Source organism: Erwinia persicina (assembly GCF_014838825.1).
Classification (GTDB): Bacteria; Pseudomonadota; Gammaproteobacteria; order Enterobacterales; family Enterobacteriaceae; genus Erwinia; species Erwinia persicina_A.
This window is the reverse complement of the sequence record NZ_JACYMO010000001.1, coordinates 99330-119858: the sequence shown is the minus strand read 5'-3', so window position 1 is coordinate 119858 and position 20529 is coordinate 99330. Positions and strand designations below refer to the sequence as shown.

Genomic DNA, 20529 nt, shown 5'->3' with positions numbered 1-20529 from the left:
CTTTGCTAATCCTGGTGACTTTCATCCCGCAGTTCGCTGGCTGCGGCCGCCAGTAACGAGGCCTCACGCTGTGCCAGCACCCGCTCAACGGTTTCGACTATCGCCTGGGTGTGCGGATCAATTTCAATATTGACGCGATGACCCAACCGCTTGCTGCCTAACGTGGTGCGCATCAGTGTTTCCGGGATCAGATGCACACAGAATTTTGTCCGCGTCACTTCCCCCACCGTCAGGCTGATGCCATCAATACCGACAAAACCCTTGTGCAGAATATATTTCATCTGGCTGGCATCCAGCGGCTTAAACCAGATCTCCCGGTTATTTTCTGAGGTCAGTATTTTACTGATTTCAGCGGTCGTCATCACATGCCCGGACATCAGATGCCCTCCGATTTCATCGCTGAATTTCGCTGCACGCTCAACGTTCACCGTATCGCCGACCTGCAAATCGCCCAGATTGGTAATGCGCAGCGTTTCTTTTACCAGATCGAAACTGACGCGGTCGCCCTCTACCTCGGTCACCGTCAGGCAGCAGCCGTTGTGCGAAACAGACGCGCCCAGTTCCAGCCCGGGCAATAATGCTTCTGGCATTTTAATTACATGGGTACGAAAATTAGGTTTCTCGTCAATTGCCAGCACCTCTGCGGTGCCCTGCACAATACCGGTAAACATAGCTGTTGCCTCAATCAATGTGTTTTTCTGCCCTTAGTTTGCCCTGGCAACGTGGCAAAGCCAAATAAAGCACCGCATAATTGCGTGACACAAAGAGCTATTCTTTTGTCATAACATTGGCTATTTCCTCTGCTATCACTAAACTGGGGCGCCTGCTCTGCTGATATCATCGCTGAAAGCCGTTTTTCTTAAGCAGTGTCATGAATAAAACCATTACCGTCCTGCCGTTACGCTGTCACTCGCCTGCGTGAACAGGGACGGAGAAAATTAAAAGGTGTATGTGTGCAGAAGTACCTCTCAGAGGCGCGTCAGTTATTAGCCCTGGCTATTCCGGTGATCCTTGCGCAGGTTGCGCAAACTTCCATGGGCTTTGTCGATACAGTAATGGCCGGTGCCGTTAGCGCCACGGATATGGCCGCCGTTGCCGTGGGTACCTCCATCTGGTTACCCTCGATTCTCTTTGGTCACGGTTTGATCCTCGCCCTGACACCGGTAGTCGCCCAGCTCAACGGATCAGGCCGTCGGGAACGTATTGCCCACCAGGTCCGCCAGGCCTACTGGCTGGCGGCGATGGTTTCCGTACTGATTATGGTGGTGCTGTATAACGCAGGCTACCTGATTGGTGCCATGCATAATGTTGACCCGGTGTTGTCTGAAAAGGCTATCGGCTATCTTCACGCTCTGCTGTGGGGCGCGCCGGGGTATCTGTTTTTCCAGGTGGCTCGTAACCAGTGTGAAGGCTTGTCCAAAACCAAGCCCGGGATGGTCATGGGATTCCTTGGCCTGCTGGTCAACATTCCGGTCAACTACATCTTTATTTACGGTCATTTCGGCATGCCCGCACTCGGTGGCGTCGGCTGCGGCGTGGCGACAGCGTCGGTCTACTGGGTCATGTTCATTGCCATGAAGGCATGGGTTAACCGTGCCAAATCGATGCGCGATATCCACCTGCCGACCCGTTACAGTCCACCGGACTGGAAAGCCCTGCGTCGCCTTGCCGGACTGGGTCTGCCGGTTGCGCTGGCGCTTTTCTTTGAAGTAACGCTGTTTGCCGTAGTCGCCCTGCTGGTGTCCCCGATGGGGATTGTCAAAGTGGCCGGTCATCAGATCGCCCTGAACTTCAGTTCCCTGATGTTTGTCCTGCCGCTGTCTCTCGGCGTGGCCACGACCATCCGCGTCGGTTTCCGTCTGGGTCAGGGGTCGGTTGAAGGTGCCAGGGTGGCAGCATGGACCGCGCAGGCAGTGGGTATTGGCATGGCCTGCCTGACCGCCCTGTTCACCATCACCTTCCGCAAGGAGATCGCGCTGCTGTATACGGATAATCCGGAGGTCATCACTCTGGCCGCTCAGCTGATGTTCCTGGCGGCGATTTATCAGTTCTCGGACTCGATTCAGGTGATCGGCAGCGGTATCTTGCGCGGTTACAAGGACACGCGCGCGATCTTCTTTATCACCTTCGTCGCCTACTGGGTGCTTGGCTTGCCCAGTGGCTATGTGCTGGCGATGACCGACTGGGTGGTTCCGGCCATGGGGCCAGCCGGATTCTGGACCGGTTTCATTATCGGCCTGACGTCTTCAGCGGTGATGATGATCTGGCGGATGCGCCGTCTGCAACGGCAGCCCGCTGAGGTGATTATGGCCCGCGCAGCACGTTAATTTTTCGGCACATTTCGCTTTCAGGTGATTAAAATTGCTGCGCTTCGCACAGATGCGCAGCAATCAGACGGAAAAATCATTTTTCCCCTTGCCAGTCGCCTACTGTGCCGTTAATATTCGTCCCCGCTGTCACCCAGACAGCACAGTGCGTCTGTAGCTCAGTTGGTTAGAGCACCACCTTGACATGGTGGGGGTCGATGGTTCGAGTCCATTCAGACGCACCACACTTTCGCTGACGCAGCCAACAGGCTGATGGCAGAAAAGATGAAGAAATGCGTTCTTAGCTCAGTTGGTTAGAGCACCACCTTGACATGGTGGGGGTCGGAGGTTCGAGTCCTCTAGAACGCACCACTCTCTCTCCCTGATTTACCTTCCCCCGACAACCTTTAAGATTAACCTTACGTCCGGTCAGTTTGCGCAACGAACTTGATGCGTATCACTCCTGCGTGCTATTTCACGCTTTTTAATTGGTTTTCGAACACTTAGCGACTATAATACGGGACGTTGTTTCACTTGAATGGTTTCAGCGTATGGTTGCCCCTCAATTTAAAACGAGTACCTGTTGCGCAACACATTATTGCGCCTGCGCCGAAACCGCGTCTTCACTTACCCTGCACGCTTTCATTCTGTCACCTATCCTTACCCTGTATCGCCATTCTCATAACACAAATTTTCTCCTCCGGTGGATCCACCGCCGGGATACATCTTTAATCATCCATCACAACTTAATAGATAAATCGTCATGAAAAAGACTAAAATCGTTTGTACTATCGGTCCAAAAACCGAATCTGAAGAGATGCTGACCAACCTGCTTGATGCCGGCATGAATGTGATGCGTCTGAACTTTTCCCACGGGAATTATGAAGAACACGGCCAGCGCATTACCAATCTGCGCTCAGTGATGAGCAAAAGCGGCCACCAGGCGGCGATCCTGCTTGATACTAAAGGCCCTGAAATCCGCACCATGAAACTGGAAGGCGGCAACGATGCCTCCCTGAAAGCGGGCCAGACCTTTACCTTCACCACTGACCAGACCATCATCGGCAATGCTGATACGGTGGCGGTGACCTATGCAGGCTTTGCTGCTGACCTGAAAATCGGTAATACCGTTCTGGTTGACGATGGTCTGATCGGCATGGAAGTGATCGAAGTGACCGAAAGCACCGTGGTATGTAAGGTGCTGAACAACGGCGACCTGGGTGAGAACAAAGGCGTTAACCTGCCGGGAGTATCCATCCAGCTGCCTGCCCTGGCTGAGAAGGACAAACTGGACCTGATCTTCGGCTGTGAACAGGGTGTCGATTTTGTCGCTGCTTCGTTCATCCGTAAGCGTTCAGACGTGCTTGAAATTCGTGAGCACCTGAAAGCGCACGGCGGCGAGCATATCCAGATCATCTCTAAAATCGAAAACCAGGAAGGTCTGAACAACTTCGACGAAATCCTTGATGCCTCAGACGGTATCATGGTCGCTCGTGGTGACCTCGGCGTTGAAATCCCGGTTGAAGAAGTGATCTTCGCGCAGAAGATGATGATCAAAAAATGTAACCGTGCACGCAAAGTGGTTATCACCGCTACCCAGATGCTCGACTCCATGATCAAAAACCCGCGCCCAACCCGTGCAGAAGCTGGTGACGTTGCTAACGCCATCCTCGACGGAACCGATGCAGTGATGCTCTCGGGTGAAAGTGCCAAAGGGAAATACCCTCTGGAGTCCGTCACCATCATGGCGACCATCTGTGAGCGTACTGACCGCGTGATGAAAAGCCGTATCGACTCCCAGCATGACAACCGTAAAATGCGCATCACTGAAGCCGTCTGTCGTGGTGCGGTAGAAACGGCTGAAAAACTGGAATCGCCGCTGATCGTTGTCGCCACCGAAGGGGGCAAATCAGCCAAGTCTATTCGTAAGTATTTCCCGAATGCGACCATTCTTGCGCTGACCACCAACGAACAGACGGCTCGTCAGTTACTGCTCAGTAAAGGTATCATTACCTCTGTGGTAAGTGAGATCGCATCCACTGACGATTTCTATCGTCTGGGTAAAGAAGCAGCGGAAGCGAGCGGATTCGCGATGAAGGGCGATGTGGTGGTCATGGTTTCTGGTGCGCTGGTACCAAGCGGCACCACTAATACGGCGTCAGTCCACGTTCTGTAATGAAAGATTACGCCTTGTAGTGAAAAAGCGTCCTGAGTGGCGCTTTTTTTACAACTTGCGCAAAGGGGTTTCACAAAGCGTCCAATCGAAATTAACGATTTAATCACCCTAAAAGTGACCGACCTGCTGATTAAAATCGCCTGTTTTCGCTTCGTTTTTTGTAAAATAGTGGAAATGAGATGCTTCTTTGAGCGAACGATCAAATTTAAGCACGTTCTCATCAAAAAATTATTCTCATTAGAAAATACTTTGTGTAATACTTGTAACGCTACATGGAGATTAACTTAATCTAGAGGGTATTAATAATGAATCGTACTAAACTGGTACTGGGCGCGGTAATCCTGGCTTCAACTATGCTGGCTGGTTGCTCAAGCAACGCTAAAATCGATCAGCTGTCTACCGACGTGCAGACTCTGAACGCTAAAGTTGACCAGCTGAGCAACGACGTGAACGCAATCCGTTCTGACGTTCAGGCTGCTAAAGATGACGCAGCACGCGCTAACCAGCGTCTGGACAACCAGGCTCACTCTTACCGTAAGTAAGAGTTCTGGTTTTAAAAATGGCGCACATTGTGCGCCATTTTTTTTGCCTGTTACAGCTCTTGGGGGCGAACCCCCTTCCTGAACGCTCCATAACCCCCTATCAGCGATGCCGAAGCCATTAGCAGGTTACGACGCAGGTTTCTCTTTCACCGCCTCTGAAGGCTGCTGAAGCACGCTGGCGGGCACTTCCCCATCCTGCCCCACCTTTTCTCCTTCGTTAACCAGAACCGGCATCCCCGAGCGCCGTTTAATGGCGGCTTTGATCACCGCACGGTCGCTGTCATCACTGTTGATAAACTTTTTCGCCGCAGCGGTCAGGGCAATCGGCAGGGTCTGTGGATCATCCTTCTCGCTGTGGGATAGCGGCTGGTGCACTTCCAGATAGCGTTTGCCGTCCGGTTCGACCGCATACTTGATCGGCTGATTAATGATTTGCACGCGGGTTCCTTTGGGCACGCTGTTGAACAACGCTTCAATATCATCCGGACGCAGGCGGATACAGCCTGAACTGACGCGCATGCCGATACCGAAATCGGCGTTGGTGCCGTGGATCAGATAATGCTGCTGACCATAGGCCAGACGCAGCGCATACAGTCCCATCGGGTTATCTGGCCCCGCAGGCACCGTACCCGGCAGAGATTTACCTTCTGCTGCGTAACGCTTGCGGATATTCGGCGTGGGCGTCCAGGTCGGATTGGGAATTTTCTGACTGATGCTGGTGACCATCGCCGGGGTGTTCGCGCCGAGCTGGCCGATGCCGATAGGATAAACGATCACCTTGTTCTCGCCTTTCGGATAGTAATAGAGCCGCAGCTCTGCCACGTTAACCACAATCCCTTCGCGCTTAGTATCAGGTAGCAGCATCTGGGTCGGAATGGTCAGCTGCGTGCCCGCTTTGGGCAGCCAGGGGTCAGTACCGGGGTTAGCTTCGAGCAGACCCAGCAGGCCCACCTGATACTTTACCGCTACGGCCTCCAGCGGATTGCCATCATTAGGGACGACCCAGGTGGTGTTTTCACCAATCAGGCGGCTGTTATCGGGGGGAAGTGGATACTCGGTTGCACTGGCAGCCTGCATTCCGGCAAGAAAAGTAAGAACAGAAATCCCGGCTATGCGGTAAAAAAGTTTCATGCACATTTCTCGGTTTAAGTGAATAACACCCCACCTTAGCGCAGCGGGGTACTTACCGGGAAGTGTAGCAACTCACGCCTGGATGAGAATCAGCGCTTTCTTACGTATAGCACGGATCATCGCTTCCAGACCCTGCGAACGCGAGGGGGTCAGCTGTTGCGTCAGAGAGAGATCGGCAAACCAGGGGCGCACGTCGAAATCAACAATCTCCTGCGGCGTCATGTTTTGGTACAGCGCAAAGACGATGGCAATCAATCCTTTCACCAGCGCGGCATCGCTGTCGCCCTGCAGGGTGATCCGGCCCTTATCGTCCGTGCCGACAACAATCCATACCTGGCTTTGACAGCCTGGAATGATGTTTTCCGGCTGCTGTAACGCGCCGGCGGCATCGTCCAGGCGCGCGCCCAGTTCAATAATGTACAGATACTTCTCTTCCTGATTAGCGCAACGATTAAAGTTACGCACCAGTTTGTCTTTATCTGGCAGAGTTGCCATTGCTTCCTCACTATCAATCTGTTTCTGAGACGACATTGCCTGAAATGTGACAAGGGCGAGGCAAGCCTCGCCCTCAGGGCTGTATGACAGCAACGCGGTCAACGTCAGCCCAGCAAACGGTGAATACGGGTCAGACCGGCCGCCAGGCGATCGACCTCTTCTTCGCTATTATACAGAACAAACGAGGCGCGACACATGGCCGGCACATGGTAACGCTGCATCAGCGGCATCGCGCAGTGGTGACCGGTACGAATGGCGATGCCATACTGGTCAAGGAAGCTGCCCACATCAAACGCATGGTGCTTACCCAGGTTAAATGCAATCACGCCTGCGCGCTGCTGCGGCCCGTAAATGATCATATCCGGTACGGCGGCCAGCTTGTCCAGTGCATAGCGCATCAGCTGCTGCTCACGCTCTGCGATAACCTCCAGACCGAGATCGCTGACCCACTTAATGGCTGCGCCCAGGCCGACAATGGCTCCGGTGTTGGGTGAACCAGCCTCAAAGCGCCACGGTGCCGCCGCATAGGTCGTCCCCCGGGTCAGGCTGACGGTAGAGATCATCGCACCGCCGCCTTCCCACGGAGGCATGTTATCCAGTAACGCCTTGCGGCCGTACAGGATGCCAATACCGGTGGGCCCGTAAAGTTTGTGCCCGGAGAAAACATAGAAATCGCAGTCCAGATCCTGCACATCGACGGTGTGGTGCATCACCGCCTGAGCGCCATCAATCAGCGTGACAACCCCAGCGGCTTTCGCCTGAGCCACCAGCGCCTTAACCGGGTTTTCCGTACCCAGCACGTTGGAAACGTGGGTGACGGCCAGCAGGCGGGTCCGGCTATCGATCAGCGCAGGCAACTGGGTAAGATCCAGCTCACCGTCGTCGGTCAGCGGAATAAAACGCACCTCTGCCCCGGTACGCTCTGCCACCATCTGCCAGGGGACGATATTGGCGTGATGCTCCATCTCCGTAATGATGATGTTGTCACCCGGCTGCAGCTGACTGCCACCCCAGCTGTTGGCGACCAGGTTAATCGCCTCAGTGGTGCCTTTGACGAAGACAATCTCTTCAGCGGAAGCGGCATTAAGGAAATGGGCAGCCTGAACGCGCACATTTTCCATTTCCGTGGTAGCTTCCGCACTCAGCGTGTGGATACCCCGGTGGACGGCCGCGTAGCCTTGCTCATAGAAACGACTTTCTGCGTCAATGACCGCCTGTGGCTTCTGCGCGCTGGCCGCACTGTCGAGGTAAGCCAGCGGTTGCCCGTTGACCTCACGCGCCAGCAGCGGAAATTCCGCCCGAACGCGGGCCAGGTCAAATGTCATTGCAGGCCTCCTGGAAAACGCTGTGCGATACGCTGCATCACGGCTTCTTTCAACGTTTCATCGGTAATGGCTTCGGTTAACTCTGCAGCAAACGCATAAATAATCATTCGCTGCGCGGCCGCTTCGTCAATACCGCGTGAGCGCAGATAGAACATCTGCTCTTCGTCGATACGACCGATAGTGGCACCGTGACCGCACTTCACGTCATCCGCATAGATTTCCAGCTGCGGTTTCGTATCCACTTCCGCCAGACGTCCCAGCAACAGGTTGTTGTTGCTCATCTGACCGTCGGTCTTCAGGGCGTACTTCGCCACTTTAATATGACCGTTGAATACCGCACGGGCCCGATCGCGGACAATGGTTTTATGCCGTTGACGGCTCTGGCAGTAGCCTTTGTTGTGCTCAAGATAAGTCCGGCTGTCGCAGACCTCTTTATCCAGCGGAAGCATCAGGCTGTTGATGACCAGATCGCTGCCCTCGCCTTCCAGTACGCTGCTGGTGTTATGGCGGGTCAGACCCGCACCCAGCAGGAAGCTGTGGCTCTGCACACGCACATCACGGCCCAGCGTCAGGTCATTATGGGAGAAGTGGTAGCTGCTCTGATCTTCAAAACAGAGATTGTAATGCGTCAGCGCGGCGTTATTACCCACGTCCGCCGTGAAGCGCGCACCGGTAAAGTGCGTGGCGCCATTCAGGGTGAGGTAGTGCTCAATCACCGTGGCTTCCGACGCTTCATCCAGCTGTAAATGATGGCGATAGTGCGAGGTGTTCATCTCGCCGGTCGCACTGCCGCTGCTGATATGCAGCAGGTACAGCGGACGTGCGGCGGCTTTGCCACGCGGAAGCTGAATAGTGGTCACTTCCTCAGCCAGACTTTCTGTCAGGTGCAGGAATACCTCGGGCTGGATAGGCGCACTCAGTTCGCGACGTTCGGCAGCCTGCGTAACCTGGATGCTGAACAGATCGTGCTCGGTATCGCTCAGTGACGGCGCAAAGCGGCCGTCAACAAAGACCAGGCGCACAGCGTCGATGGCCAGCGCCAGACTGTCTACGGCAGCCCTGTCGAGCACCGCAGGCTGCGGCAGGACAAACTGCTGTCCCAGCAGGGTATCCAGCGGGGTGTACTTCCAGTTTTCCTGCTTGCGCGTCGGCAGACCTAAGCGCAGCAGCTGCTGCCAGTGCTGTTGGGCCTGCAGGGAGCGACTGTCACCCCGTGTTTCAAACAGGTGATGCCACTGCTGCAGTGCATTATCACTCTTGGTCGGTAAGCCAGCCATAGCCTTGCTCCTCTAACTGTTTAACCAGTGAGAAATCACCTGATTTCACAATTTTGCCCTGATACAGCACGTGGACGAAGTCCGGCTTAATGTAGTCAAGAATACGCTGGTAGTGCGTGACGATGATGAATGAACGTTTACCGTCGCGCAGGTTGTTCACGCCGTTGGCCACAATTTTCAGGGCATCAATGTCCAGACCTGAGTCGGTCTCATCAAGGATGCACAGATCCGGCTCCAGGGCGGCCATCTGCAGAATATCATTACGCTTTTTCTCGCCGCCGGAGAAGCCGACATTGACGGATCGGGTCAGCAGATCTTCAGGCATTTTCAGCATCTGGATTTTATCTTCGATAAAATCCTGGAAATCAAAGCGGTCCAGCGCTTCCTGCTCACGGTATTTACGTACCGCATTCACAGAGGTTTGCAGGAAGAACTGATTACTGACGCCGGGGATTTCAACCGGATACTGGAAAGCCATAAAGATGCCTTCGCCGGCGCGATCTTCCGGGGACAACTCAAGCAGGTCTTTACCTTTAAACTCAACGGTACCGCCGGTCACTTCATAATCTTCACGCCCTGCCAGAGTGGCAGAAAGGGTACTTTTCCCTGAACCGTTAGGTCCCATGATGGCGTGTACTTCTCCGGGTTTAATCTCCAGATTCAATCCACGCAGGATAGCTTTGTCTTCAACGCTTACCTGTAAATCTTTGATGCTTAACATAATGTTTCCTTCGCAGTGCATTCCGGCACCATGTCAATTCTTTGCGCGGGTTAGCCCACGCTGTGTTCAAGGCTGATGGCCAGCAGTTTCTGCGCTTCCACTGCGAATTCCAGCGGCAGTTCTGAGAAGACATCCTTGCAGAAACCATTAACAATCATCGAAATGGCATCGTCTTCACTGATCCCGCGTTGCAGGCAGTAGAACAGCTGATCTTCACCAATGCGCGACGTGGTCGCTTCATGCTCCAGCTGCGCGGTATTGTTACGCACTTCCACATACGGGAAGGTATGCGCCCCACATTCAGCGCCAATCAGCATGGAGTCACACTGGGTAAAGTTACGCGCGTTGGTCGCGGTTGGCATGATTTTGACCAGGCCACGATAGGTGTTCTGGCTGGTGCCGGCAGAAATCCCTTTCGAGATGATGGTCGATTTGGTGTTTTTACCAATGTGGATCATCTTGGTGCCGGTATCGGCCTGCTGGCGACCGCTGGTCAGCGCCACGGAAAAGAACTCGCCGATAGAGTTGTCACCGCGCAGGATCACGCTGGGGTATTTCCAGGTGATCGCTGAACCCGTTTCAGACTGGGTCCAGGACATCTTGCTGTTCTCGCCTTCGCACAAGGCACGTTTGGTGACGAAGTTGAGGATACCGCCTTCTGAATCACCGCCGGAGAACCAGTTCTGCACCGTAGAGTATTTCACTTCGGCGTCTTTATGGATGATCACTTCCACCACTGCCGCATGCAGCTGGTAGGTGTCACGCACGGGCGCGGAACAGCCTTCGATGTAGCTGACGTAGCTTCCTTCATCGGCAATCAGAATGGTGCGCTCGAACTGACCGGTCTTCGCCGCATTGATGCGGAAGTAGGTCGACAGTTCCATCGGGCAGCGTACGCCTTTCGGGATGTAAACGAAGGTACCATCCGACGCGACGGCGGAGTTCAGCGCGGCAAAGAAGTTGTCGTTTGCCGGGACAACCGTGCCCAGATACTGTTGCACCAGTTCAGGATGTTCGTGAATAGCCTCGCCGAAGGAGCAGAAGATAATGCCCTCTTTCGCCAGCTTATCGCGGTAAGTGGTAGACACCGACACCGAGTCAAAAATGGCATCAACGGCCACTTCCTGGCCTTCACGTACCGGCACACCCAGCTGTTTAAACGCGTCTTCCACTTCCTGGGTCAGATAGTTGGGGGCGTCGGTGCCGGAAGCCTGAGTAGCTCCCGGTTCAGAGGCACAGCTGTCATCACAATTACCGCAGGATGGGGCGGAATAGTAGCTGTAATCCTGATAATCGAGCTTTTTATAGTTCGCCTTCAGCCAGTGTGGTTCTTCCATTTCAAGCCACGCTGCGAACGCTTTCAGACGGAAATCGAGCATCCACTGAGGTTCGTTACGTTTGGCCGAAATGGCACGCACCACATCTTCATTGATGCCGTGCTCGAATTCTTCAGTTTGCAGTTGGGTAAAGAAGCCCTCTTTATAATTCTGAGGGCTGCCTTCCCAAACCTGTACATCATCAGATGTGTCAGTATTACTAGGCATAAGGTTCACTCAACGCCAAAGCTCTCACCACAGCCGCAGGCGTGTTGAGCTTTAGGGTTATTAAATTTGAAAATCTGATTCAGGCCTTCGCGCACGAAATCAACTTCCGTGCCGTCGATGTAGGGCATCGCCTGGAGGGGCACGATTAATACCGCGCCGTTATGGCTGAACACCAAATCATCCGCCGCTGATTCTTTCGCCATATCCATGGTGTAACCAAAGCCGGCACAGCCGGAGGTCTTCACGCCAAGCTTCAGGCCCTTAATCTCAGGGTCACCTGCGGCCAGGCTGATGATTTGTTTTGCTGCGCTGTCAGTGAGCGTCAGCCCTTTCCAGATAAAGTCTTCTGGAGAAAAAGTGGCAGGATTTGCTGATTGCATAATTTACCTCACGATACGATAGCCCTTCGGGCTAGTGTCCCTATGTTAGTGATAACCTGAACCACTTCAACCTCTTGTTTTGCAGGGATAAAGGCTTCAGGTCCAATTTAGAGACGCTTTTCTAAGTTTAGACCCTGTAAAACAGATTGCGCGTTGGCGAAAAGCAGCCTGGCGTGGAAAGATAAGCGTTTGAAAACAAGATGTTTATATTTTGTTATCTTCAACAAACTCTTCATCTGTTTAATTCTAGCTGTTCCTCACACCGCATTTATCGGTATCACCAATTTTTCTGAGAGGTGGCATATATCGATAAAAATTCCCTCTCAGTGATTGAATATTAACGCAGTTATAATATGATAATGATTATCATTAGCGCGAGTGGAACCCGTCATGAATCTGTCGATGAGTGCGTGGCTGCAACATAAAATTGATGAATATAAGTTTTCCGTCCGTGACATCACCGTCGATTTCTACATGGCGCAGGCCAAATTAAACCGGCCTGAATGTTCAATTGAACAGCTGCGTCAGTTCAATGACACCTGCCTGGATATGGCCGAACTCTGCCAGCTAAACGGCGACGATCAGAGTTATCTGCACGCTCTGGGTAAACTTCATCAACGTCTGATTGTTGAGTTAAGCAACACCTCCCGCGAACGGCTGTACCGGATGCAGGCCTGGCAACTGGCGCGCCACTCCCTCAGCCGCCTGTGTCATCAGCTGGCAATGAACGGCGAATGGGATAAAGCGACCGTGTTGCAAAGTGAATTCGTGAAGCACGCGTCGTGGATTATGTGATCCTGAGGGGATTATACCGCGTGCCAGGGATACGAAAAACCCCGTAAAAAACGGGGTTATAGCTCAAATGACCGCAGTAGTGAGACGGGACGTACAGCACAGGCGGTTTTTATCGTCGAAAATTTCGATTTGCCACACCTGGTGCCGTCGGCCGACATGCACCGCCCGACAGACCCCACGCACCTCCCCTTCTCGCGTGGCACGCAGATGGTTGGCATTAATTTCCAGCCCGACCACCTGCTGTTCACCTTCGGTACAGAGATAGCCCGCCATCGAGCCCAGCGTTTCGGCCAGTACCACCGATGCGCCGCCGTGCAGCAGGCCAAACGGCTGCCTGGTGCGCGTATCTACCGGCATCACCGCCTCGATCCGGTCATCCGCCAGGACGGTAAAACGAATGCCAATATGCTCGACCAGGGTCTCTTTACTCCCCTGATTAAGTTGTTCAAGCGTTGCAGGACGTTGCCAGATAGACATCAGACGATCTCCAGTAGTGCCTGCAGAGGGTGGCGTATTCCGTTACCTTCAACGCGTTTCACCTGACTGCGGCAGGAATAGCCCGTCGACAGACAGCGCTGACGGGGCAGATTTTTCATGGCCTGCTGCCAGGACAGGGCGTAAATTCCCAGCGAATTCTCCAGGTTTTTGGCTTCATGGCCGTAGGTCCCTGCCATACCGCAGCACCCCACGCTGACGTTTTCAAGCGTTGCACCAAAGCAGGCAAAGATGGTTTCCCACTGTTTGACCGACCCGGGCAGCGCGGTGACTTCCGTGCAGTGGCCAAACAGATACCAGGCCTGCCCCTCCGACTGTGGCGGCGCACTACGCCCGGCAAGGGCATGTTGCAGCCATTCATGTACCAGCTGGACGTGGAAGTCGCCTCGTTGATCGCCCAGCACCTGCTGGTATTCATCGCGATAGCAGAGCACCAGTGCCGGATCGACGCCAACCAGCGGTATATTCAGTCTGGCCACGCGGTTGAGGAATTCTGACGTCTTTTGCGCTGTGCGCGTAAACTGCTGCAGAAAGCCCTTAATATGCTGGGCTTTTCCGTTCGGAGAGAACGGCAGTACCACCGCCGTGTAGCCCAGCTTTTCAATCAGCCGGACAAAGTCTGCTATCAGGCGGGCTTCGTAGTAGCTGGTAAACGGATCCTGGACCACCAGCACATACTGCGCACGCTGTTCTTCGCTCATCTGTTCAAGATCCTCCAGCGTAGTGCCCAGCGCACGGTGACCGGCCAGCTGCTGTTTCAGCGTCGGTGACGACAGCAATGGCAGATCGACCATACCGATATGACGCTGGCTGAGCGACTTCACCCACGGCTGCCGCAGGAAGAAGTTAACGGTTTTCGGCGCTTTCGCCATCAGCGGGGCATAACTTTCTACTGTCGCCACCAGATAGTCACTGGCAGGACGCAGATAACGAGTGTGGTACAACTGCAGGAAGCGTGAGCGGAAGCCAGGAACGTCGATTTTAATCGGGCACTGCGTCGAACAGGCCTTGCAGGCCAGACAGCCCGACATCGCCTCTTTAACCTCATGGGAAAAATCATACTGACCGCGCTTCGCCTGCCAGCTGTTGCGGGTCCGCTGGATCAGGCCGCGCAGGCTGATCCCTTTCGCCGGTAGCTGCTGCTCCAGCACCTGCGGATCGACGCCCTGCTCTGCCAGCAGGCGCAGCCATTCGCGCGTGAGCGTGGCCCGACCTTTTGGCGAATGCATCCGGTTACTGGTGATTTTCATTGACGGACACATCGGGCTTTTCGCATCAAAGTTGAAGCACAAACCGTTGCCGTTGCACTCCATCGCCCCCCGCCAGTCGGTGCGTACGTTTATCGGGATCTGCCGATCCCAGGTTCCACGCTTCACCGCATCGACTTTCAGCATCGGGTCGTCCACCCCCAGCGGAGCGCAGATCTTGCCGGGATTAAGCCGGTTAGCCGGGTCAAAGGCGGCCTTGATGCGGCGCAGCTCGTCGTAAAGCGTTTCACCAAAGAACGACGGGCTGTATTCTGCACGAAAGCCCTTACCGTGCTCCCCCCACAGCAGACCGCCGTAGCGCGCCGTCAGCGCCACCACCTCGTCGGAGATCTGCTTCATCAGCCTCTCCTGCTGCGGGTCGCACATATCCAGCGCCGGGCGTACGTGCAGCACCCCTGCGTCGACGTGGCCGAACATGCCGTAACTCAGGTTATGCCCGTCGAGCAGCGCACGGAATTCCACAATATAGTCAGCGAGGTTCTGCGGCGGTACGCAGGTGTCTTCAACAAACGGGATCGGCTTGGCACGCCCTTTCGCATTCCCCAGCAGGCCTACCGCCTTTTTACGCATCCCATAGATACGTTCAATTCCGGCGACGTCGTTACACAGCTGGTAGCCGATGATTCCCCCCTCCTGCTGCGCCATCAGTGCGTCGAGACGCTGGCACAGTGCATCCACCTGACTGTCGATCAGCGGCTTATCATTACCGGCAAATTCAACCATGTTCAGGCCGAGCATCTCTTTATCCGGGACGTCGGTGATCAGTTCGTTCACGGAGTGCCAGACGATATCTTCACGCGCCAGGTTAAGCACCTTTGAGTCGACGGTCTCGACCGACAGGGCGTTGGCTGCCACCATAAAGGGAGCATTGCGCAGCGCAGAGTCAAAGGAGTCATACTTGATATTCACCAGCCGCCGCACTTTTGGGATCGGGGTGATATCCAGCGTGGCCTCAGCGATAAACGCCAGCGTCCCTTCGGCCCCGCACAAAATGCGCGTCAGATCGACCTGTTGCAGGTCATCACTCAGGACATGGCGCAGATCGTAGCCGGTGAGGAAGCGGTTAAGTTTGGGGAACTTTTCGATAATCAGGTCTCGCTGCAGTCGGCAGCGGTCGAGCACCACGCGATAGATCTGGCCCTCAGCACCTGGCTGACCGGCGCGTCTTTCGGCTTCACTGACCGGTATCGCGCAGGTGTCCAGCACCTCGCCGCCCAGCAGAACCGCTTTCAGCCCCAGCACATGGTCAGAGGTCTTACCGTAAACCAGCGAGCCCTGACCGGAAGCATCAGTGCTGATCATGCCCCCCAGGGTGGCACGGTTGCTGGTGGACAGTTCCGGTGAGAAAAAATAGCCGAATGGCTTGAGGTAAGCATTCAGCTGGTCTTTGATGACGCCCGCTTCAACCCGTACCCAGCCCTCTTCAACATTTATCTCCAGAATACGCTTCATATGGCGCGACAGATCCACGACAATGCCCTGATTCAGAGACTGGCCGTTGGTGCCAGTGCCGCCGCCGCGCGGTGCATACACCAGCGAGCTGAAGCGGGTTTCTGCGGCCAGGCGCGCAATCAGCGCCACGTCGGTGGTGGACCGGGGAAAAATGACCGCATCCGGCAGCAGCTGATAGATGCTGTTGTCGGTGGACATCATCAGGCGGTCAGCATAGCTTGTCGCCGTATCGCCGGTAAAACCGTTCTGTTTTAAGGCATCCAAAAAACTGAGCACCAGCGGAACGAGACCCGGCGCCTGGGAAATCTGTGGGATCATTATCGGGTGACCAAAAAGTTAGGTGAATCGTTTGCGTTGCTTACACTGCGCAGTTATCCGTTTTATCACATTTTTTTATGACCTGCCGTTATTTCAAAAAACGAAGCAAAAGAATAACCTGTTGTCTCTGTCGTCAAATCGTTTCATCCATCATGATTAAAACGCCAGGGTCAGCATAACCGATGCGCCTGCGCTGATTTTAAGCGTTAAATCGTATTTTTACCTGAGGTCATTGTTAACCGATGAAGAACCCGCAAACTGGTTGGGATCTACCGCAAATCGTGTTTTTACTGCTGTTTATCAGCCTGACGATCGTGGCATGTTTCTGGGTCGTCCAGCCCTTTATTCTGGGATTTGCCTGGGCCAGCATGGTGGTGATCGCCACATGGCCGCTGATGATTAAAATTCAGGGCTGGCTCTGGGGCCGTCGTGGGCTGGCGGTGCTGGTCATGACGCTGCTGCTGATTCTGGTGTTTATTATTCCTGTCGCCCTACTGGTCAACAGCCTGATAGAGAACAGTGCCCCACTTTTTGCCTGGCTCAGTTCCGGCCACGTGCAGATGCCGGAGTTACACTGGCTGAGAAGCACTCCACTGGTGGGCAGAAAACTCTATTCGGCTTACCACAACCTGGTGGCCGGAGGGGGCTCGGCGCTGATTGCACAGATACAGCCTTATATAGGCCGCACGACCGGATTCTTCTTTGCCCAGGCCGGTCATTTTGGCCGTTTTATGATGCATATTGGCCTGATGTTGCTGTTCAGCGTACTGCTGTACTGGCGCGGTGAGCAGGTCGGCCACGGCATTCGCCACTTCGCTTTTCGCCTGGCCTCGCGCCGGGGAGATGCCGCCGTACTGCTGGCAGGGCAGGCCATTCGCGCCGTGGCGCTGGGCGTGGTAGTTACGGCGTTAGTTCAGGGGGTTCTGGGCGGTATTGGACTCGCAATCTCCGGTATTCCTTATGCAGCCATCCTGACGGTACTGATGATTCTTTCCTGTCTGGTACAGCTAGGCCCCTTGCTTGTGCTGGTACCGGCCATCATCTGGCTGTACTGGAGCGGCGATACCACCTGGGGTACCGTGCTGCTGGTATGGAGCTGCGTGGTCGGCACGCTGGATAATGTGCTACGCCCGATGCTGATTCGCATGGGTGCAGACCTGCCGCTGATCCTGATCCTCTCTGGCGTTATCGGGGGACTGATTGCGTTTGGTATGATCGGCCTGTTTATCGGTCCGGTGGTGCTGGCGGTCTCTTACCGTCTGGTTTCTGTCTGGGTACATGAAGCCCCGCCACCGGATGAAGACGCCCTGGCGGTGGTGGAAGAACTGGCGGAAATCGAGGCCGAGTCGCACCAGCCAAAAGCATAGTTTCGTCTTGTTTGCAGCCAGAATGCTGGCTGCAAACATTAATATCTGGAATATTTTCTTCCGCTAAATTCTGCTTTTCATTAACGGAATTTATCACTAAACCCCGCTTTTTATCCTTTTCAGGCCAGACTCAACACCGTTGCTGATATTTTATTCACCTTATTGCGTTAAAAATCGCCGGTCAGGCAGCAAAGTATTATGACTTTTAAACTAATGAGATGATTCTTAAAGACGTCAGAAACGCGGTTGCATAGTATGGATACCAAGTTTGAAACCGCCTCAACGGTTTCTGAACAAAGCATTTCCCCTGAGTAAAGAATTGCTGTGTGTAGTCTTTGCCCATCCCCTGTGATGGGCTTTTTTTTGTCTGAAATTTGACATAAAAAAAGACGCCCTGTGAGGGCGTCTGTGAAAAAAGGGTCAATTTACTGACAGAAACGGGTTATTGCTTCAGTTCAGCCAGACTCAGCCAGGTTTGTACAACGGTATCCGGGTTCAGTGACAGACTGTCTATCCCCTCTTCCATCAGCCATGCGGCAAAATCCTCGTGATCGGACGGACCCTGCCCGCAAATCCCCACATATTTTCCCTGCTTCTTCGCGGCGCGGATGGCCATCGACAGCAGCGCTTTAACCGCATCATTACGCTCGTCAAACAGCTCAGACACCACACCGGAGTCGCGGTCAAGGCCAAGGGTCAGCTGGGTCATGTCATTGGAGCCGATAGAGAAGCCATCAAAATACTGCAGGAAGTCCTCTGCCAGCAGAGCATTGGAGGGAATTTCACACATCATGATGATTTTCAGCCCGTTTTCCCCGCGCTTCAGCCCCTGACGCTCCAGTTCCTCAACAACGGCCTTCGCCTGGGCCACGGTGCGCACAAACGGCACCATGATCTCCACGTTGGTCAGCCCCATCTCATTACGTACCCGCTTCACTGCCGCGCACTCCAGGGCGAAACAGTCGCGGAAGCTGTCGGCCACGTAGCGCCCGGCACCGCGGAAGCCCAGCATCGGGTTTTCCTCCTCAGGTTCGTAGCGTTCGCCGCCCACCAGATTGGCATATTCGTTTGTTTTGAAGTCGGACAGGCGCACTATCACGCGCTTGGGTGCAAAAGCCGCCCCCAGGGTGGCGATCCCTTCCGTCAGACGACTGATGTAAAACTCCACCGGGTCATCAAAGCCTTTCATAAGCGCACGGATCTGCTGCTGCAGTTCCGGCGTCTGCTGATCGAACTCCAGTAACGCTTTCGGGTGAACCCCAATCATGCGGTTAATAATGAATTCAAGGCGCGCCAGCCCCACACCTTCATTAGGCAGGCAGGCGAAATCAAACGCACGGTCGGGATTACCGACATTCATCATGATCTTCAGCGGCAGCGACGGCATTTCATCCACCTGCGAGCTTTTGACCTCAAAGTCGAGCAGCGTGTCGTAAACGTAGCCAGTGTCGCCCTCGGCGCAGGAGACCGTCACCTGATGTCCATCTTTCAAAAGATCGGTGGCGTTACCGCAGCCCACCACCGCCGGGATCCCCAATTCGCGCGCGATAATCGCAGCGTGGCAGGTGCGTCCACCACGGTTGGTGACAATCGCCGAGGCCTTCTTCATGATCGGTTCCCAGTCCGGATCGGTCATGTCGGTCACCAGCACGTCACCTTTTTCGATGCGGTTCATTTCACTGATGTCATGGATCACCTTTACCTCGCCGGCACCGATGCGGTGGCCAATGGCGCGGCCTTCCACCACGACCTGACCTTTGCCCTGTAGCGTGTAACGCTCCATGACAGAACCGTTCGAGCGAACCGTTTCCGGGCGCGCCTGGACGATAAACAGTTTTCCGGTGTGGCCGTCTTTGGCCCACTCGATGTCCATCGGGCGCTGATAATGTTTTTCAATCTGCACGGCCTGGGCTGCCAGCGCTTCTACTTCGCTGTCAGTCAGGGAGAATCTGTCGCGGTCGGCTTCAGGCACATCTTCAATTCTGACCTGTTCGCCATGCTCCCGCGAGTCGGCATACACCATACGGATCTTTTTCGATCCCATATTGCGCCGCACGATGGCCGGACGGCCTGCAGCCAGCGTTGGCTTATGCACGTAAAATTCATCGGGATTCACCGCCCCCTGCACCACCATTTCGCCTAATCCCAGCGCAGAAGTGATAAAGACCACCTGGTCAAACCCGGACTCGGTATCAATGGTGAACATCACGCCGGAGGACGCGAGGTCAGAACGCACCATCCGCTGTACGCCAGCGGAGAGCGCCACGCCACGATGGTCATAACCCTGATGTACGCGATAAGAGATGGCACGGTCATTAAACAGCGACGCATACACATGCTTCACCGCCACCAGCACGGCATCATAGCCCTGTACGTTCAGGAAAGTTTCCTGTTGCCCGGCGAAGGAGGCATCCGGCATATCTTCAGCCGTGGCAGAGGAACGCACGGCGAACGAGGCCTCAGCATCATCAGCAGAGAGCTGGTTGTAGGCCTCATGAATGGCTTTTTCCAGCGCGGGAGTAAAGGGCGTTTCAACGATCCACTGACGGATCTGCTTACCTGCCTTCGCCAGCTCATCAACATCATCAATATTGGTCTTATCCAGCAGATCGTAGATACGCTGATTGACGCCGCTTTGATCGAGAAACAGGTTAAACGCTTCTGAGGTTGTCGCAAAACCGTTAGGCACGGAGACGCCCAGAGACGACAAGTTAGTAATCATTTCACCCAGAGAGGCATTTTTCCCTCCCACCCGATCCACATCGTTCATGCCAAGCTGGTCATACCAGAGCACAAGCGGCAATTCGCCTTTATTGGACATTGAAGCAATCCTTGTAAGATTTAATTTAAGAATATTAGGGACACAGCATTGCTTTCTGAGACTGGCACAAATGGACAGGATTGATAAAGTGTTGAATCGTTCAAGCAGACGATAAT

General features: G+C 54.4%; 16 protein-coding genes and 2 tRNA genes. 7 read left to right on the top strand and 11 right to left on the bottom strand.

The window, feature by feature from the left end; translation table 11 throughout:
* Positions 1-5 precede the first annotated feature (5 nt).
* The gene (locus tag IFU29_RS00565; protein WP_191933078.1) at positions 6-671 is read right to left on the bottom strand and encodes a riboflavin synthase subunit alpha; all 666 of its coding nucleotides are present in this window, start codon (positions 669-671) and stop codon (positions 6-8) included.
* A gap of 282 nt (positions 672-953) precedes the next feature.
* Between IFU29_RS00565 and IFU29_RS00560 the strand changes: the two genes are divergently transcribed.
* From IFU29_RS00560 to IFU29_RS00540, 5 genes are all read left to right on the top strand, one after another.
* Positions 954-2327, top strand: coding sequence for an MATE family efflux transporter (locus tag IFU29_RS00560; RefSeq protein ID WP_191932193.1), 1374 nt, complete (start codon positions 954-956; stop codon positions 2325-2327).
* Between the two features lie 147 nt (positions 2328-2474).
* Positions 2475-2551: transfer RNA gene (locus tag IFU29_RS00555), tRNA-Val, on the top strand.
* A 50-nt stretch (positions 2552-2601) separates the two neighbouring features.
* Positions 2602-2678: transfer RNA gene (locus tag IFU29_RS00550), tRNA-Val, on the top strand.
* A 391-nt stretch (positions 2679-3069) separates the two neighbouring features.
* Complete coding sequence (gene pykF, locus IFU29_RS00545; RefSeq protein ID WP_191932192.1) at positions 3070-4482, top strand: pyruvate kinase PykF; 1413 nt, start codon at positions 3070-3072, stop codon at positions 4480-4482.
* A gap of 305 nt (positions 4483-4787) precedes the next feature.
* Positions 4788-5024, top strand: a complete 237-nt coding sequence (locus IFU29_RS00540; protein ID WP_034895178.1) for a major outer membrane lipoprotein — start codon at positions 4788-4790, stop codon at positions 5022-5024.
* 126 nt (positions 5025-5150) lie between these two features.
* Here the strand turns inward: IFU29_RS00540 and IFU29_RS00535 are convergent, their stop codons facing one another.
* The 7 genes from IFU29_RS00535 to sufA form a co-directional block, all read right to left on the bottom strand.
* The gene (locus tag IFU29_RS00535; RefSeq protein WP_191932191.1) at positions 5151-6155 is read right to left on the bottom strand and encodes a L,D-transpeptidase family protein; all 1005 of its coding nucleotides are present in this window, start codon (positions 6153-6155) and stop codon (positions 5151-5153) included.
* A gap of 72 nt (positions 6156-6227) precedes the next feature.
* Entirely contained in the window at positions 6228-6650 is a 423-nt protein-coding gene (sufE, locus tag IFU29_RS00530; protein ID WP_191932190.1) for a cysteine desulfuration protein SufE, read from the bottom strand.
* A gap of 104 nt (positions 6651-6754) precedes the next feature.
* Entirely contained in the window at positions 6755-7975 is a 1221-nt protein-coding gene (gene sufS, locus IFU29_RS00525) for a cysteine desulfurase SufS (RefSeq protein ID WP_191932189.1), read from the bottom strand.
* Positions 7972-9252 (bottom strand): Fe-S cluster assembly protein SufD, encoded by a 1281-nt coding sequence (gene sufD, locus IFU29_RS00520; RefSeq protein ID WP_191932188.1) that lies wholly within the window; start codon positions 9250-9252, stop codon positions 7972-7974. Before sufD ends, sufS begins: the two co-directional genes overlap by 4 nt.
* Complete coding sequence (gene sufC / locus IFU29_RS00515; RefSeq protein WP_191932187.1) at positions 9227-9973, bottom strand: Fe-S cluster assembly ATPase SufC; 747 nt, start codon at positions 9971-9973, stop codon at positions 9227-9229. The genes sufD and sufC overlap by 26 nt, the downstream gene beginning before the upstream one ends.
* A 50-nt stretch (positions 9974-10023) precedes the next feature.
* A complete protein-coding gene (gene sufB / locus IFU29_RS00510) occupies positions 10024-11517 on the bottom strand; it encodes a Fe-S cluster assembly protein SufB (RefSeq protein WP_062743478.1) in 1494 nt (497 codons plus the stop codon).
* 5 nt (positions 11518-11522) lie between these two features.
* On the bottom strand, positions 11523-11897 hold the full coding sequence (sufA, locus tag IFU29_RS00505) for a Fe-S cluster assembly scaffold SufA (protein WP_062743479.1): 375 nt from the start codon (positions 11895-11897) through the stop codon (positions 11523-11525).
* Between the two features lie 390 nt (positions 11898-12287).
* Here sufA and IFU29_RS00500 point away from each other — a divergent pair, with 390 nt between their 5' ends.
* A complete protein-coding gene (locus IFU29_RS00500) occupies positions 12288-12692 on the top strand; it encodes a hypothetical protein (RefSeq protein WP_191932186.1) in 405 nt (134 codons plus the stop codon).
* A gap of 63 nt (positions 12693-12755) precedes the next feature.
* Here the strand turns inward: IFU29_RS00500 and IFU29_RS00495 are convergent, their stop codons facing one another.
* On the bottom strand, positions 12756-13169 hold the full coding sequence (locus tag IFU29_RS00495; RefSeq protein ID WP_191932185.1) for a hotdog fold thioesterase: 414 nt from the start codon (positions 13167-13169) through the stop codon (positions 12756-12758).
* Positions 13169-16225 (bottom strand): D-2-hydroxyglutarate dehydrogenase YdiJ, encoded by a 3057-nt coding sequence (ydiJ, locus tag IFU29_RS00490; protein ID WP_191932184.1) that lies wholly within the window; start codon positions 16223-16225, stop codon positions 13169-13171. The genes IFU29_RS00495 and ydiJ overlap by 1 nt, the downstream gene beginning before the upstream one ends.
* A 242-nt stretch (positions 16226-16467) precedes the next feature.
* Between ydiJ and ydiK the strand changes: the two genes are divergently transcribed.
* Positions 16468-17592: an AI-2E family transporter YdiK gene (gene ydiK, locus IFU29_RS00485; RefSeq protein ID WP_191932183.1), complete on the top strand. Its 1125-nt coding sequence runs from the start codon at positions 16468-16470 to the stop codon at positions 17590-17592.
* A gap of 442 nt (positions 17593-18034) precedes the next feature.
* Here ydiK and ppsA read toward each other — a convergent pair whose 3' ends face one another.
* Entirely contained in the window at positions 18035-20413 is a 2379-nt protein-coding gene (gene ppsA, locus IFU29_RS00480) for a phosphoenolpyruvate synthase (RefSeq protein WP_191932182.1), read from the bottom strand.
* Positions 20414-20529 lie beyond the last annotated feature (116 nt).